Source organism: Paenibacillus sp. FSL K6-1096, from assembly GCF_037977055.1.
In the GTDB taxonomy this organism is placed as follows: Bacteria; Bacillota; Bacilli; order Paenibacillales; family Paenibacillaceae; genus Paenibacillus_AQ.
In genome coordinates this window covers 5,169,420-5,183,525 of record NZ_CP150274.1, presented here as the reverse complement: position 1 = coordinate 5,183,525, position 14,106 = coordinate 5,169,420, and the positions used below count along the sequence as shown (strand labels likewise).

Here is a 14,106-nt window from a genome sequence, read left to right as displayed (position 1 = left end):
TGGTAAAGTTTATTTTATTTAAATTTGGACCAGTCCTGGCTGCTGTTCTCCAGCAGGTGCCCGAAATCGTTCTCCAGCCGCTTCTGCTCGGCCTTCCGCTTGTCCTCCGCCGCCTTCAGGGCAGCCTCCTTCTTGTCCCGTTCTTCGGCCTTAAGCGCATCGGACTGCGCCTTCAGCTTCTCCAGCACCTCGCCGCTCAGCATATCCTTAAGGGTTGTAGGAGCATCCGTTGCCGCAGGGCGCGGAGCCGGGGGATTCTTCTTCTTTTTAGCCATGGGGATCATCCTTTCATGCGGTTGAAATACTTCAAATTTGTTTTAGTTACAGGGTAATTCGTTTATAATGTACAGTAAGAGGTGAGCCTAATGAAATCCACAGAGCTATGTCCAAGGTTACAAAAAAGCATGGATCTTATCGGCAGACGCTGGACGGGCTTAATCATCTATCAGCTGCTCCAGGGTCCCCAGCGTTTCGGCGAGATTGAAGCCGCGCTGCCGGTCAGCGGCCGCCTGCTGTCTGAACGGCTGAAGGAGCTGGAGCAGGAGGGCATCGTGCTGCGCGAGGTTTTCCCGGAGACGCCTGTGCGGATTCAATATTCGCTGACCGGCAAGGGCCGGGCACTGGAATCCGTCATCCATGATCTGCAGGTGTGGTCGGAAGCCTGGATCACGGAAGAGGAATGCCGCCCCGCACCCTCTGCTTCAACCTAATAAGACCATACTTTATATACATTCACAGCTTGCGCCCGATGATCACCAGATCGCGCGGAATACCGTCCAATACGGCGACGCCGGGCAGCAGGCCCCACTCCTGGAATCCGAACTTCCGCAGCAGACCCAGGCTTGGCTCATTATGGCCGAACACGAAGCCGACAAGGTTCTGCAGGCCAAGGCGCGGGCACTCCTCCACCGCTTTGGCCAGCAGAATACTTCCGGCGCCGCTGCCGCGGAACTTCTCGTTAACGTAGACACTAATCTCCGCAGTGCCGCTATAGGCAGGACGGCCGTAGAAGGACTGGAAGCTGAACCAGGCGACAATCTCTCCGCCATGCCGCAGCACCCAGAGCGGCCGGTGATGGCTGTTATGCTCATGGAACCATCTCACCCGGTCCTCCACACTTACCGGCTCAAGATCCGCAGTCACCATCCGCCCGGCCACGGTGGAATTGTAGATGTCCACAATCGCCCCCAAATCCTCTATTGTAGCATCCTCTATGCTATAACCCTGCCAATCCATTCTGTTGTTCCTCCCGTAAGTGGTCTAGGCGTTCATTGCAATGATTATACTTCATACCGTACCCGTTCAGGCAAGCCCGGTCTGCTCCAGACTCCACTGCCATAGCCGTGCAGCCGCTTCCGGGTCCTTCGCCCTCGGGCTCAGCTCCTTAATCTTGCGGCGGTAATAATATTGGCCGCTTACTTCCCTCAGCTCAGGTGCAGTTGCCAGATAAATGGCCGTATCTGCACCCTGCTCCGATGTCTGGAACAAGACACCCACCAGCTTCATCAGCCTGTGCCCGAAGCCTGTCTCCCGGCTGACGCCGATGCTCGTCCCCACCGCTCCCGGATGCAGACAATTCACCGTGACGCCCGTCCCCTTCAAGCGTTCCGCCAGCTCGCGGGTGAACAAAATATTCGCCAGCTTGGAACGGCCATACGCCTTCGCGGCAGTGAAGCCGCGGGATAAGGTATGATCGTCCAGATAGAGCTTGCCGATCTTGTACGCTCCCGAAGCGACAACTACAATCCGCCCCTGTGCAGCTGCCTTGAGCCGGTCCAGCAGCAGCAGAGTAAGCAGGAAATGGCCCAGATGATTGACACCCAGATCCAGCTCGTAACCATCCGCCGTCAGCTCCCGCCGAAAGACCATTACTCCGGCGTTGTTGATCAGCACATCAAGCACAGGGTATGCGGCGGTGAATTCCGCGGCAAACTCGCGGATACTGGCGAACGAAGCGAGATCGCACAGCATCAGCCGGATGTTGTCTGATCCGCTCTGCCGCACCGCTTCCGCCAGAGCCTCCTCCCCCCGCTTGCGGCTGCGGCAGGCCATGATGACCGTGGCGCCCCGGCGGGCCATCTCTACGGTAGTAGCCAGCCCCATACCGGAGTTCGCTCCGGTGACCAGCACTGTTTTTCCTTGCATGGACATCTTCCCCTCTCCTGCATATAGGGCCTGGCGGCAATTGCAGCGGCCCGGCCTTATCCGAGTAAGTATATGCTAGTTAAGGTTATGTTACATCATTTTGGAGGGTTAAAATAGTCCAAGATCCGCCATTCTTCACTTCCAGTCCGGACGCAGCGCAATCAGCCGGTCATCCTGCGCCTGCGGATTGCCTCTGCCGTCGCGGTTGTTGGTCATAAGGTACAGGGTACCATCCGGCCCTTCCGCCACATTACGGATTCGCCCGTACTTTTCCTTGAACAGGCTGGTCATTGAAGGTGCTCCGCCCGCTGGCGGCAGCGATACCCTCAGGAGCTGCTGCCCGGCCAGATTTGCAACCAGCAGCTCACCAGCCCAGGGCCCCTGCGTAACGAAGGTCATGCCTGATGGAGCCCAGGTCTCCTTCCCGCTGTGAACCAGCGGAGCTGCCAGCTCCGGCTGGCCGTCACCGGTCTCATCGCCTTCGATCAGCGGCCAGCCATAATTGGCTCCGGCCTCAATGCGGTTGAGCTCATCGTGACTGGACTGGCCATGCTCGGAGCTGTAGAGCGCCCCGCTTTCCGGCTGCCAGGCCAGCCCCTGGGCATTGCGGTGACCCATACTGTAGACCGGCGATCCGGGCCACGGGTTGTCCCCGGGGATGGAGCCGCTGGCCGTAATCCGCAGGATTTTGCCGCCCAGATTATTCTTGTCCTGCGCCAGCTCCGGCTCATAGCGGTCACCTGTCGTGATGTACAAATTCCCGTCCGGCCCGAGCTTGATTCGTCCGCCGTTATGATTGGTGTCCCCTGGTATATGATCCAGCAGTACCCGGCTGATCTCTGCTGACGCGCTTCCAATCTGAATCTGCAGCACCCGGTTCGCCGTTTCGCCCTCTTCGGTGCGGTAAGTGTGATAGACATAAGCCCGTCCGTTCTGCCCAAAATCAGCATCCAGCGCGAGGCCCAAGAGCCCGCCTTCTCCCTTGCTGACAAAAGGATCAGAGAGCTTCAGCAGCGGAGCATCGCGCAGCTTCCCGTTCTCTATGACACGCAGGCTGCCGGAACGCTCGGTAATAAAAATCCGGCCGTCCGGTGCAAACGCCATCTCCCAGGGAACCTCCAGTCCGCTGGCTAAAGTCTCAGCAGTATAGGGAAAACCCGGCGATACACCCGGAGCTTCGTCAGGCTGAGCGTTAACCGGCGGACTGCCCTCTGCCCCGTTCTCCTGCAGCTTATCCTCCTTCGCAGCAGAAGTGCAGGCGGACAGCAGCGTCAGCAGCAGGACCAGTGTTACACGCAGCAGACAGGTACGGGAATGCAGCCTAATTTTGGTTATAGCCATGTTCCTAACCTCCTTCAGGTATTCGTTAAAATTATTAATGAAGATCCTGATTGTGGCAACTATTACCCTGTGCTTCTCTTCCTCAAACGACTGAGGCTGCAGTGATAACGGGAGGTGCAGCATCCATATTAATGAATTATAATGGGAGCATTGCTGTTAAAGCGTGTAGACGAAAGGGGAACACTCGAAATGAATCTGGCTCTGCAAAAACTGGAGCAGGACATGGCAGGCGAATGCCTGGATGCCCTGCTCGTCACTGATCCCAAGCATGTATACTACCTGACGGGCTTCGCCAGCAACCCGCATGAACGCTTCCTGGGCCTGCTGCTGATCCGCGGCGAAGAGCCGGTGCTGATCGTACCTGCGCTGGATGCCGAAGCGGCCCATGCCGCCTCCTCGGTGCAGACGATCCTGACACACAGCGATACGGACAACCCGTACGCGCTGCTGAAGTCACGCCTCGGTAACACTGGCCTTGGCAGCTTCGGCATCGAGAAGGAGCACTTCTCCGTCAGCCGGTATGAGCAGCTGGCCGAAGCTGTGGGCGCGGGCTCTTACACGGATATCGGCCATCTGCTCCGGGCGATGCGTGCGGTCAAGACACCGGAGGAAGTGGCCATTATGAAGCAGGCCGCCGAGCAGGTAGAGGAGGTGCTCCGCCGCGGCCTGGCGCATGTCAAGGCCGGGATCAGTGAGATTGAGCTGGTGGCCGAGCTGGAATATCTGATGAAGAAGGTTGGCGCATCCGGCCCTTCCTTCGACACCATGGTCCTGTCCGGTCCGAAGACTGCGCTGCCGCATGGCGTTCCGGGCGAACGTCAGATTCAGCCGGGCGATCTGCTCATGTTCGATCTGGGGGTATACACCGGGGGCTACGCCTCCGACATTACCCGCACCTTTGCCGTAGGCGAAGTGGACAGCAAGCTGCGGGACATCTACAATACCGTGCTGGCCGCCAACGAAGCAGGGATTGCTGCCTCCGTGGCCGGAGCAACCTTCGGTTCGGTGGATCAGGCGGCGCGCGCTGTCATTGAAGCCGCCGGCTACGGGGAATACTTCATGCACCGTGTCGGACACGGGCTGGGCATGGATACCCATGAGTATCCTTCATTGCACGGACTGAACACCGATGTGATCGAGAACGGCAATGTGTTCACCGTAGAGCCGGGAATCTATGTGCCGAATCTGGGCGGGGTGCGCATTGAGGATGATGTGCTGGTGACCGCCGAAGGTCCGCAGACCCTGACCAGCTTCCCCAAGGAATGGACCGTGCTGAGCCTGTAGCAGAGCACAAGAAACCCCCAGCTCCACCGGATCTCCGGGAGGGCTGGGGGTTTATTTTTGTATCAGGCAATACGGTTTCCAGGCTCTTGCGGTGATGATGTCTGTTCCTCTTCGGCAAACTTGAAGGAACGGCCAATGTACAGCACCGGTGTGCCTGCTGCTGTGAGCAGGAACTTCGATACATAGGTGGTCAGCAGAATCTCGGTCCAGACCCTCAGATCATACGTCCCCGCGAAGGCAATGGTACAGAAGATCAGCGTATCAACAAAAGAGCTGACCATCGTGCTGCCGTTCGAGCGGATCCATAGCTGCCGCGAGCTCCCGTAGTACTTCCGTATCCACGAGTAGAGCCGTACATCCAGGAACTGGCTGATAAAATAAGCACTCAGGCTGCCCAGCGCCAGCCGCGGCATCAGGCCGAAGATCGTCTGCAGCGAGGATTGGGCAATATCCGTCTCCTGCGGCTCAAACACAAGCACCATCTGCATAATGACGGTCGTCATCAGCAGGGTGAAGAAGCCGAACCACACGGCGCTTCGCGCTTCTTTGCGGCCATATCGCTCGTTCAGCAGGTCACTGGTCATATACAGGGTGACATACATCGTATTCCCCAGCGTCATGACAATATCGAACGGCATCGCAATCGTCTTGGCGACCTGGATATTAGCGACCACAGTGGCCATACCTACCCAGGCGTAGAGCCCTTTTTTGCCGAATAACCGGTAGCAGAGCAGAAAAAACCCGAAATTAACAACAACAAATAAAATACCCCACAACAGGTTAAACATAATGCTTTTTAATTCCTCCTAGTTTTGGTTACGCGGGATGGTTACGAACCGCGGCTTGCAGCTTACGGAAACAAAACATTACTACTCTATCACATCTAAAGCTAACATGCTATGAAAATTTCAAATTTGCACAAAGCGCCTTTTAGTTCATTCTTTTTGGCAAAATGGTGATCGTCCCGTTAAATATTCATTTTTTTCTGAAAATTGTGCGGGATATAGCAAATTTTCACTATTCAACCGGAGGTTAATTCTATAGAATAGTTATCAATTACTATTGTCCCCCCCAAGATGTACGGAAAAAGGAGAGATCGCCGTGTTTGGCCTCAAAAAATCAATAAGCCGCAAGTTTACGCTATTGCTGTTTGCCGTATTGCTGCTCACTTCCCTAACGTTAAGTATCAGCTTCTACACGATATCGATTGGAATCATTAACAGCTATGTGATGCCGCAGATCGATAAGTCTCTGACCGCCGCTGCCCAGGATACATATAAGAACCTGAATGCCACCAATGCGCAGCAGACGCTGAACAAGAATGAACAGGCCCGGACCAATGTCGAATTCTATTTCGAGGACAAGCGTAAGAATCTGGATGTGGATACTATCTTCCTCATCAATCTGCAGGATGGGAAGGCCACTGTCCTGATCGCGGACCATGGCGCCAAGCTGAAGCCGGATGAAGCTATCAAAGTAACCCCCGCTATGGAACAGGCTGCCAAGGGCAAAGCCGGACTTAGTGACCTCTATGAAGATAGCCATGGTATACATAAGACTGCCTATGTCGGAGTTCCCGGAACGACCATGATTGTAGCCGCAAGCGCAGATATGGACTTCATCAAAGACAAGATGAGCAGCATTCTGTGGACCAGTGCCGGAATTACCCTTCTTGCCCTGGTGGTAGGAGTTACTGCCGCAGGCTTCATGAGCCGCAGAATTACCCGCCCGATCAGTAAGCTGGCTGCCTACAGCAACAAGCTGGCCGAAGGGGACTTCACCGAAGCGCTTACGATCAAAGGCAGTGACGAAGTCGGCCAGCTCTCGGAGAGCTTCCGGATCATGAGCGAACGGCTGAAGGAGATGATCGGGCATGTGCTGGACACCTCCGGCACCGTCGTCGCGGATTCCAATGATCTCAAGGCGCGCGTTCAGGTTCTGAATACGATGGCTGAGCATTCCACAGCCTCAGTCGAGGAGATCGGCAAGGGCAGCGCCATGATCGCCAGCAGTGCAATGGACAATTCGCGGGCCATGGATGAGATTAATATGGGTATCCAGCATATCGCCTCCGCTGCCGGGGAGGTTACCGAGCAGATCAACGAAGCTTCTTCAGAAGCCCAGAGCGGCAATGAGATTGCCCAGACGGCAGTGGAGCAGATGCGCCAGGTGGGACAGGCCTCTGAGCAGTCGCTGGAGCAATTCCGGCTGATGAATGAACGCTCGCTGATGATTGGCGAGGTCGTGCAGGGCATCACCGAAATTACAAAGCAGATTCAGATGCTGTCGCTCAACGCTTCCATTGAAGCCGCCCGCGCCGGGGAGCATGGCCGGGGCTTCGCTGTCGTGGCCGGAGAGGTCCGCAAGCTGTCTGAGCAATCCAAGGAATCCAACGAGCAGATCCGTGAATTCCTGCTCAGCCTGCAGGAGGATATGAACCGTTCCGTGTCCGAGATGAACCATGTCAACGCAGAGGTGTCCTCCGGGCTGAACAAGGTGGTCGAGGCGGGCAATGCCTTCAATCACCTGCTGATCCTCATCCAGAGCATCAATAACAGCATCCAGTCCGTATCGGCCGCCACCCAGCAGATCTCGGCAGGCACCGAGGAGGTCAGCGCATCTGTTGAGGAGACTGCACAGATTACAGCCAAGTCCCGGCAGAACGCCGACACCCTGGCCGGCAACTCCGCCCGCCAGCACGAGGAGCTGGAAGGCCATGCCCGGACCGTCGAGCATCTCTACCAGCAGGCCGTGAAGCTGCAGCAGGCGGTTGAGCAGTTTAAGATTTAACGTTTGATAGAGCAGCAATATAAAAAAGCAGTTCCTGGGGACGCGCATATGCGGCCTTATGGAACTGCTTTTTGGTATGAGGCGGGCTTGATTAGTGCCTTGGCGCCCATAGAATGACGGATACCCCGATCACGCAGATACCGGCCCCGATCCAGTCATATAAGTCCGGTGTCTTCCGGTCCACCAGCCAGCCCCACAGCACGGCGAGCACGATGAACACCCCGCCGTACGCGGCGTACACCCGGCCGAAGGAAGGGAACTTCTGCAGTGTCGGGATCACCCCGTAGGCAATCAGAATGATGGAGCCTGCCAGTCCGTACCATAACGGGCGCGATTCCCGCAGCCAGAGCCAGACGAGGTAACCGCCGCCGATCTCGGCCAGCCCGGCGGCAATGAACAACAGCACTGCGGATACCATCTATTCCCCTCCCGCAGGCAGGCCCAAGATCCTGTAGACCGCAGCCATATCCAGATGTGCCTGCACAGCATCCGCCAGCCGGTCGAATTCCTGCTCCCGCAGAGCAGCCGCTGAGAAGGTGGCGGTCAGCGGGGCCAGTCCTTTGGCTATGCGCAGCCCGTCCAGCCAGCTCCGGCGCAGCTCATCATTATGGAACAGCCCGTGCAGGTAGCTGCCCCAGACACGGCCGTCCGGTGTTCCCCAGCCCTCCGGCACCGCCTGCCCGTCCGGTCCGGTTAGAGTGAACAGGCTGCGGACGGAAGAGGGGTCGTGATTCATGGTTGTTCCCATATGAATCTCGTAGCCGGTGACAGGCAGCTCCTCCGGTGCTCCGGGAGCTGCTGTGTTTAGCCGCAGCGGATGGTCTGCTGCCAGCCCGCCGCTGACCCGGACGGTTGTCTTCTGCTGGAGGAACGACGTGGACAGCGGCAGATACCCGAGACCTTCGGTCTCCCCCGGCTCGGCACTCTCGACGGCATGGGGGTCCAGCAGCCTGCCCCCCAGCATCTGATATCCGCCGCAGATGCCGGCCAGCTGCTGTGTGCCCAGGCCCAGCGCCTGTTCTATCGCCTGAGGGATTCCCTGCTCCCGCAGATAACGAAGGTCTGCCGCTGTGTTCTTCGTGCCCGGCAGCAGGATCACATCCGGGGTTCCCAGCTCGTCTGCGGACTGCACATAACGCACCGTTGTATCCGGTTCATCCTCCAGCGGATCGAAGTCGGTGAAGTTGGATATCCGGGGATAGCGGATCACCGCGATATCTATTACCTCCTCTGCCCCCTCGCGCTGCTTGCCTGATGTCCGCTCCAGAACCACCGAGTCCTCCGCCTCAATCCGCAGCTGCGGCAGGAACGGCAGTACTCCCAGCACAGGAATGCCTGTCCGCTCCTCCAGCCAATCCAGTCCGGGCTGGAGCAGGGAGACATCCCCGCGGAATTTATTGATAATGAAGCCCTTGACCCGGGCACGCTCGTGCGGCTCCAGCAGCTCCAGCGTCCCGACAATGAAGGCGAAGACGCCGCCCCGGTCAATGTCAGCCACCAGCAGCACCGGGGCATCAGCCCAGCCTGCCAGATTCATATTGACGATATCCCGGCTCTTGAGGTTGATCTCCGCCGGGCTGCCTGCGCCTTCCATCAGCACGATATCGTATGTCTCCCGCAGGCGCTCCAGGGCATCCATGACAGTGGCTTTGGCCTCCGGGAGGAACTTCTCCCGGTACTCCCTCGCGCTGAGCGCGGCATGAGGCACTCCGTGCACCACAATCTGCGCGCTCATCTCGCCGGAGGGCTTCAGCAGAATCGGATTCATGTCACTGGTCGCGGTAATGCCGAAGGCCTCCGCCTGCATCCCCTGGGCGCGGCCAATCTCCAGACCGTCCGCCGTCACATAGGAATTCAGCGCCATATTCTGCGATTTGAACGGCGCGGTGCGGTAGCCGTCCCGGGTCATAATCCGCCCGATGGCAGCAGTGACCAGGCTCTTACCGACATCGGAGGCGGTGCCCTGAATCATGAGCACCGCGCCCCGGCTCGCTGCTGGCCCGGCGGCAGCTTGGTCTGCATATGTATCTTTCATGTTGATCCTCCTCGCTTTCTTGCTGCTGCCGGCGCTTGGCGGCGGCGCAGATGTTGGTCCCCGTGCGGTGCGGCGTATAGCTGTAGGGTGCACAGTGGCGGTCAGGTATTGAGCGCTTGGTGGTACGGCGTATAGGCGTAGGGTAGGCGCAGCCGGATCATATGCCGGGTGAAGCGGCGCACAAGCGCAGGCCGGCGCACCGAGAACCGTTGGTACAGCGGCAGGTCTAAATCTAATTGGATCAGTTAAACGAATCCACCTGCTATTGTGTTCAGTTTTCCGCATACATTTGGCCGGATCACCTTCGCGCTACCGAATTGTATTCAGTTTTCCGCATACATTGGGCCGGATTACCTTCGCGCTACCGAATGTGTTCGGTTTTCCGCATACATTTGGCCGGATTACCTTCGCGCTACCGAATGTGTTCGGTTTTTCGTATACATTGGGCCGGATCACCTCACGCTACCGAATTGTATTCGGTTTTTGGCATACATTGGGCCGGATTACCTCACGCTACCGAATTGTATTCGGTTTTCCGCATACATTTGGCCGGATCGCCTCACGCTACCGAATTGTGTTCGGTTTTTCGCATACATCAGGCCGGATCACCTCACGCTACCGAATTGTGTTCGGTTTTTCGCATACATTGGGCCGGGTTATCTCACGTTATCGAATTTCCGCGTGGCCCGCTAAGGCAGGTTGTGCTGGATGAGCACCAGCACCAGCAGCACCACCGTCTCGAGCAGCTCGCCCAGCGCGCCGTAGACGTCGCCGGTGAGCCCGCCGAGCCGGCTCAGGGTCCGCCGCGCGGCGAGCGTGCCGCAGGCAGCCGCCGCCAGCGGTGCCAGGATGGCCGCTGCGGCCAGCTGCGGCCAGACCCCGCTGCCCGCGCCGAGCGCCAGAGGCGCTGCGGCTGCGGCCAGCGTCAGCAGCGCGGCGCATAGCAGCGCGCGCTGCTCCTGCCGGGCAGGCAGCCCGCCGAAGACGGCTGCCAAGCCCTCGCTGCCGCGGGCCAGCGGATAGCGGGCCATGGCCCGCACCATGTACCAGCGGCCCCAGACCGGCGGCAACAGGAGCAGCGGCAGCAGGCTGTAGCTGCCGCCTTCAATCAATGCCGCCAGCAGCGCGGCCTTCAGCAGCAGGAGCAGCACGCAGGCCAGCACTCCCATAGCGCCGACCCGGCTGTCCTTCATAATCTCCAGCATCCGCTCCCTGGATCGGTAGCTGAGCAGCGCATCGGCGCTGTCCATCCAGCCGTCCAGATGCAGCCCGCCGGTCAGCCCCACCCACAGGATAAGGGTGATCACAGCCGCAGGCCAAGGCGGCAGCAGCCACGCCGCCGCTGCTGCACCGAGTGCGGCGCACAGGCCGATGGCCGCGCCGACCAGCGGATAATAGACCACGCTGGCCCGCATCAGCTCCGGGGAGAAGTCGGTGCTGGCCCGCACCGGAAACCGGGACAAGAACTGAAAAGCGGCAGCGGCTTCCCTCCGCGCGCTCACAGCAGATACTCCCGGCTCTTCAGCTCCACCGGTATCCCGGCCGTCACCAGAAAGACCTGCCCGCACCGGGCCGCGAGCCGCGCATTCATCCGTCCGGCCAGATCGCGGTACAGCCGGCCCAAGGCATATTCCGGCACAATGCTATCGCCGACTTCATTGGTCACAAGAATAAGAATTCCCTCGAAGCCCTCAACACTTCGCTCCAGCACAGCAATTTCAGCCTCTACCCGTTGCTGTCTGTCACTACGGTCTTCCACCGCCAGCAGCCGGTTCGACAGCCAGAGCGTCAGGCAGTCCACCAGCACAGGCTTCCCGCTGCCGGAGAGCCGCTCCAGCAGCGCCGCCAGCTCCAGCGGCTCCTCCAGCGTCTCCCAGCGGAAGCTTCCCGCCTCGCGCTGCTGGCGGTGCAGAGCAATCCGCGCCTTCATCTCCTCATCGAAGGCTTGTCCGGTCGCCACATAGACAGCCTGCTGTGCCGGGGCCAGCTTCGCGGTCAGGCGCTCGGCGAAGCCGCTTTTGCCGCTGCGTGCACCGCCGGTTACAAGAATGCTCATACGCTCTCCGCTCCCGAGACGCCTGCACTCTCGAAGGTCGCCATCTCCCGCATGATCCGGCAGACCGCGTCTATGAAATGCAGGCACAGCGCGCCGCCTGTCCCCTCACCCAGACGCAGGCCCATATCAAGCAGCGCCTCCAGACCAAGGCGGTCCAGCATCAGCTTGTGGCCCTGCTCGCCGGATACATGTGAGGCAATCATATACGCAGTTGATTCCGGGGCCATGGCCTTCGCAATTAAGGCCGCTGCCCCGGAGATGAAGCCGTCCAGAATGACCGGAACCCGCAGCGAGGCCGCTCCGAGAATCAGGCCGGCCAGACCGGCAATCTCCAGCCCGCCAACCTTGGCCAGCACATCAATCGGGTCTGCGGGATCGGGGGCATTTACTTGAACCGCACGTTCAACCACCGAGATTTTGCGGAGCAGCTGTTCATCGCCAATCCCGGTCCCCCGCCCGACTGCCGCCTCTGCCGGGATTCCTTCTAGCGCACATAACACGGCAGCACTTGCCGTAGTGTTCCCGATGCCCATCTCGCCGGTGATCAGGAGCTCCGTTCCGTTCTCCACCGCTTCGCGGGCCGTCTCTATCCCGATCAGGATTGCTTGCATGGCCTCCTCGCGGCTCATGGCCGGACCAACCGCCATGTTATCCGTGCCCCGGCGTACCTTGCGGTTCATCAGCTGCGGGTGACTGATGTCGCCCTGGATGCCGATATCCACGAACTGGACGTCTGCCCCGCCCTGGCGGGCCAGCACGTTCACTGCCGCGCCGCCGTTCAGGAAGTTATACGCCATCTGCATCGTAACCTCCTGCGGAAAAGCGCTGACCCCCTCGCAGCAGACCCCATGGTCCGCAGCCATCACCACGACGGTACGCTTGCCGTAACAGGGCTGCTCCACCTTGGAGATTCCGGCGAGCCGGACAGCCAGCGCCTCCAGCCGCCCCAGGCTGCCTGGGGGCTTGGTCAGACTATTCAGGCGGAGTACGGCGCGCAGTGTGGCTTTTTCGTCAGGCGGAGCAATCTGTCCGGTTACTTCTTGAATGGCTGAGATCATTAATAATGCCTCCTATTAGATAGTGCGGAAGCGGTCTTCCGCTGCATGATTACATCTGTGTCTGCTGATTAATCCAGCCCAAAAACCCCCTTCACGAAGAAGGGGGCTTCCTGATCCGGCTAAGGCCGGAATGCTGCTATAATCTCCCTATTTCTTCCTGCTAGGATTATAGGGGATATGAAATCAACTTACAATTAGATTTTTCACCTTCATGAAGCTGTCCAGCCGCTCCAGCGCTTCGGTCAGCTTCGCTGTAGAGGCCGCATAAGAGCAGCGGATATAGCCTTCCCCGCCAGCTCCGAACACATGGCCCGGAACCACGGCCACGCCCGCCTCCTTCAGCAGTCTGAGAGCGAACTCCTCTGATCCCATGCCGGTACGGCTGATCGAAGCGAAGGCGTAGAACGCTCCATGCGGCATATGGCACGGCAGTCCGGCCGCCCGCAGCCCCTCCACGAACAGGGTCCGGCGTTCCCGGAAGCATTCCTTCATATGGTCCTTATCCGGCAGTGCACTGCGCAGCGCTTCAACCGCAGCAATCTGCCCCGGCAGCGGCGCACACATGGCGGTATACTGATGAATCTTCAGCATGGCCGAGAGCAGGCCGCGGTTGCCGCAGGCATAACCCACCCGCCAGCCCGTCATCGCAAAAGCCTTCGAGAACCCGCTAATCACCACCGTCCGCTCCATCATCCCGGGCAACGAGGCGATGCTGACATGCTTCCTGTCATAGGTCAGCTCGGCATAGATCTCATCGGAAATAACAATCAGACCATGCTCCTTCACCACCTCAGCCACCGGCAGCCAATCCTCATACGTCATCACCGCCCCGGTTGGATTACTTGGAAAATTCACAATCAGCAGCTTGGAGCGCGGCGTGATCGCCCGGCGCAGCGCTTCAGCGGTCAGCTTAAAGCCTTCTTCCGCCTTCGTCTCCACCGGTGCCAGCGTCCCGCCGTTCAGATGGGCAATCGGCGCATAGGCGACATACCCCGGATCAGGAATCAGCACCTCGTCACCCGGAGCAATGAAGGCCCGCAGCGCTAAGTCCACCGCTTCACTGCTGCCCATCGTAACCAATATTTCGTCCGCAGGGTCATAACTTAGGCTGAAGCCCTTTTCCAGATAGCCGGCAATCTCCTCCCGCAGCTCCGGCAGACCCCTGTTCGAGGTATACCCCGTCTCCCCGCGGTCCAGCGCACGGATGCAGGCGGCCCTTACCTGCTTAGGCGTAGCGAAGTCCGGCTCCCCGACGCCAAGTGATATAATCTCATTGTTACCCGCAGCCAGATCAAAAAAAGCTCGTATACCCGAAGGCGGAATCTCCCGTAAACGCGGAGTCACTGCGTCTTCCTGCCAGGAGCTGCCGTAGGGCAGCCGCCCGGAATTCATATTGC

At 59.0% G+C, this 14,106-nt stretch carries 14 protein-coding genes; 3 read left to right on the top strand and 11 right to left on the bottom strand.

What is annotated here, in order from left to right; translation table 11 throughout:
• Positions 1-14 precede the first annotated feature (14 nt).
• On the bottom strand, positions 15-275 hold the full coding sequence (locus tag MHI24_RS23030) for a YqkE family protein (RefSeq protein WP_340021848.1): 261 nt from the start codon (positions 273-275) through the stop codon (positions 15-17).
• Between the two features lie 90 nt (positions 276-365).
• Between MHI24_RS23030 and MHI24_RS23025 the strand changes: the two genes are divergently transcribed.
• Positions 366-710, top strand: a complete 345-nt coding sequence (locus MHI24_RS23025; RefSeq protein ID WP_340021847.1) for a helix-turn-helix domain-containing protein — start codon at positions 366-368, stop codon at positions 708-710.
• Between the two features lie 22 nt (positions 711-732).
• Here MHI24_RS23025 and MHI24_RS23020 read toward each other — a convergent pair whose 3' ends face one another.
• The 3 genes from MHI24_RS23020 to MHI24_RS23010 all read right to left on the bottom strand — a co-directional run bounded on the left by MHI24_RS23020 (position 733) and on the right by MHI24_RS23010 (position 3,486).
• Positions 733-1,236, bottom strand: a complete 504-nt coding sequence (locus tag MHI24_RS23020) for an N-acetyltransferase family protein (RefSeq protein ID WP_340021846.1) — start codon at positions 1,234-1,236, stop codon at positions 733-735.
• 66 nt (positions 1,237-1,302) lie between these two features.
• Complete coding sequence (locus MHI24_RS23015) at positions 1,303-2,145, bottom strand: SDR family oxidoreductase (protein WP_340026765.1); 843 nt, start codon at positions 2,143-2,145, stop codon at positions 1,303-1,305.
• Positions 2,146-2,280: 135 nt separating this feature from the next.
• Complete coding sequence (locus MHI24_RS23010) at positions 2,281-3,486, bottom strand: PQQ-dependent sugar dehydrogenase (RefSeq protein ID WP_340021845.1); 1,206 nt, start codon at positions 3,484-3,486, stop codon at positions 2,281-2,283.
• Positions 3,487-3,675: 189 nt separating this feature from the next.
• Between MHI24_RS23010 and MHI24_RS23005 the strand changes: the two genes are divergently transcribed.
• Positions 3,676-4,770, top strand: coding sequence for a Xaa-Pro peptidase family protein (locus MHI24_RS23005; protein WP_340021844.1), 1,095 nt, complete (start codon positions 3,676-3,678; stop codon positions 4,768-4,770).
• Positions 4,771-4,832: 62 nt separating this feature from the next.
• Here MHI24_RS23005 and MHI24_RS23000 read toward each other — a convergent pair whose 3' ends face one another.
• Positions 4,833-5,558, bottom strand: a complete 726-nt coding sequence (locus MHI24_RS23000) for a queuosine precursor transporter (RefSeq protein ID WP_340021843.1) — start codon at positions 5,556-5,558, stop codon at positions 4,833-4,835.
• A gap of 313 nt (positions 5,559-5,871) precedes the next feature.
• Here MHI24_RS23000 and MHI24_RS22995 point away from each other — a divergent pair, with 313 nt between their 5' ends.
• Positions 5,872-7,560 (top strand): methyl-accepting chemotaxis protein, encoded by a 1,689-nt coding sequence (locus MHI24_RS22995; protein WP_340021842.1) that lies wholly within the window; start codon positions 5,872-5,874, stop codon positions 7,558-7,560.
• A gap of 91 nt (positions 7,561-7,651) precedes the next feature.
• On the opposite strand, the gene MHI24_RS22990 is transcribed toward MHI24_RS22995, so the two are convergent.
• The 6 genes from MHI24_RS22990 to MHI24_RS22965 all read right to left on the bottom strand — a co-directional run bounded on the left by MHI24_RS22990 (position 7,652) and on the right by MHI24_RS22965 (position 14,101).
• Complete coding sequence (locus MHI24_RS22990; RefSeq protein WP_340021841.1) at positions 7,652-7,978, bottom strand: YnfA family protein; 327 nt, start codon at positions 7,976-7,978, stop codon at positions 7,652-7,654.
• Entirely contained in the window at positions 7,979-9,595 is a 1,617-nt protein-coding gene (locus tag MHI24_RS22985; protein WP_340021840.1) for a cobyric acid synthase, read from the bottom strand.
• 689 nt (positions 9,596-10,284) lie between these two features.
• The gene (cobS, locus tag MHI24_RS22980) at positions 10,285-11,097 is read right to left on the bottom strand and encodes an adenosylcobinamide-GDP ribazoletransferase (protein ID WP_340026764.1); all 813 of its coding nucleotides are present in this window, start codon (positions 11,095-11,097) and stop codon (positions 10,285-10,287) included.
• Positions 11,094-11,651 carry a bifunctional adenosylcobinamide kinase/adenosylcobinamide-phosphate guanylyltransferase gene (gene cobU / locus MHI24_RS22975; RefSeq protein ID WP_340021839.1) on the bottom strand — a complete coding sequence of 186 codons (558 nt, stop codon included), beginning with the start codon at positions 11,649-11,651 and terminating at the stop codon, positions 11,094-11,096. Before cobU ends, cobS begins: the two co-directional genes overlap by 4 nt.
• Positions 11,648-12,709 carry a nicotinate-nucleotide--dimethylbenzimidazole phosphoribosyltransferase gene (cobT, locus tag MHI24_RS22970; RefSeq protein ID WP_340021838.1) on the bottom strand — a complete coding sequence of 354 codons (1,062 nt, stop codon included), beginning with the start codon at positions 12,707-12,709 and terminating at the stop codon, positions 11,648-11,650. Before cobT ends, cobU begins: the two co-directional genes overlap by 4 nt.
• A 183-nt stretch (positions 12,710-12,892) precedes the next feature.
• On the bottom strand, positions 12,893-14,101 hold the full coding sequence (locus MHI24_RS22965) for an aminotransferase class I/II-fold pyridoxal phosphate-dependent enzyme (RefSeq protein ID WP_340026763.1): 1,209 nt from the start codon (positions 14,099-14,101) through the stop codon (positions 12,893-12,895).
• Between the last annotated feature and the right edge of the window lie 5 nt (positions 14,102-14,106).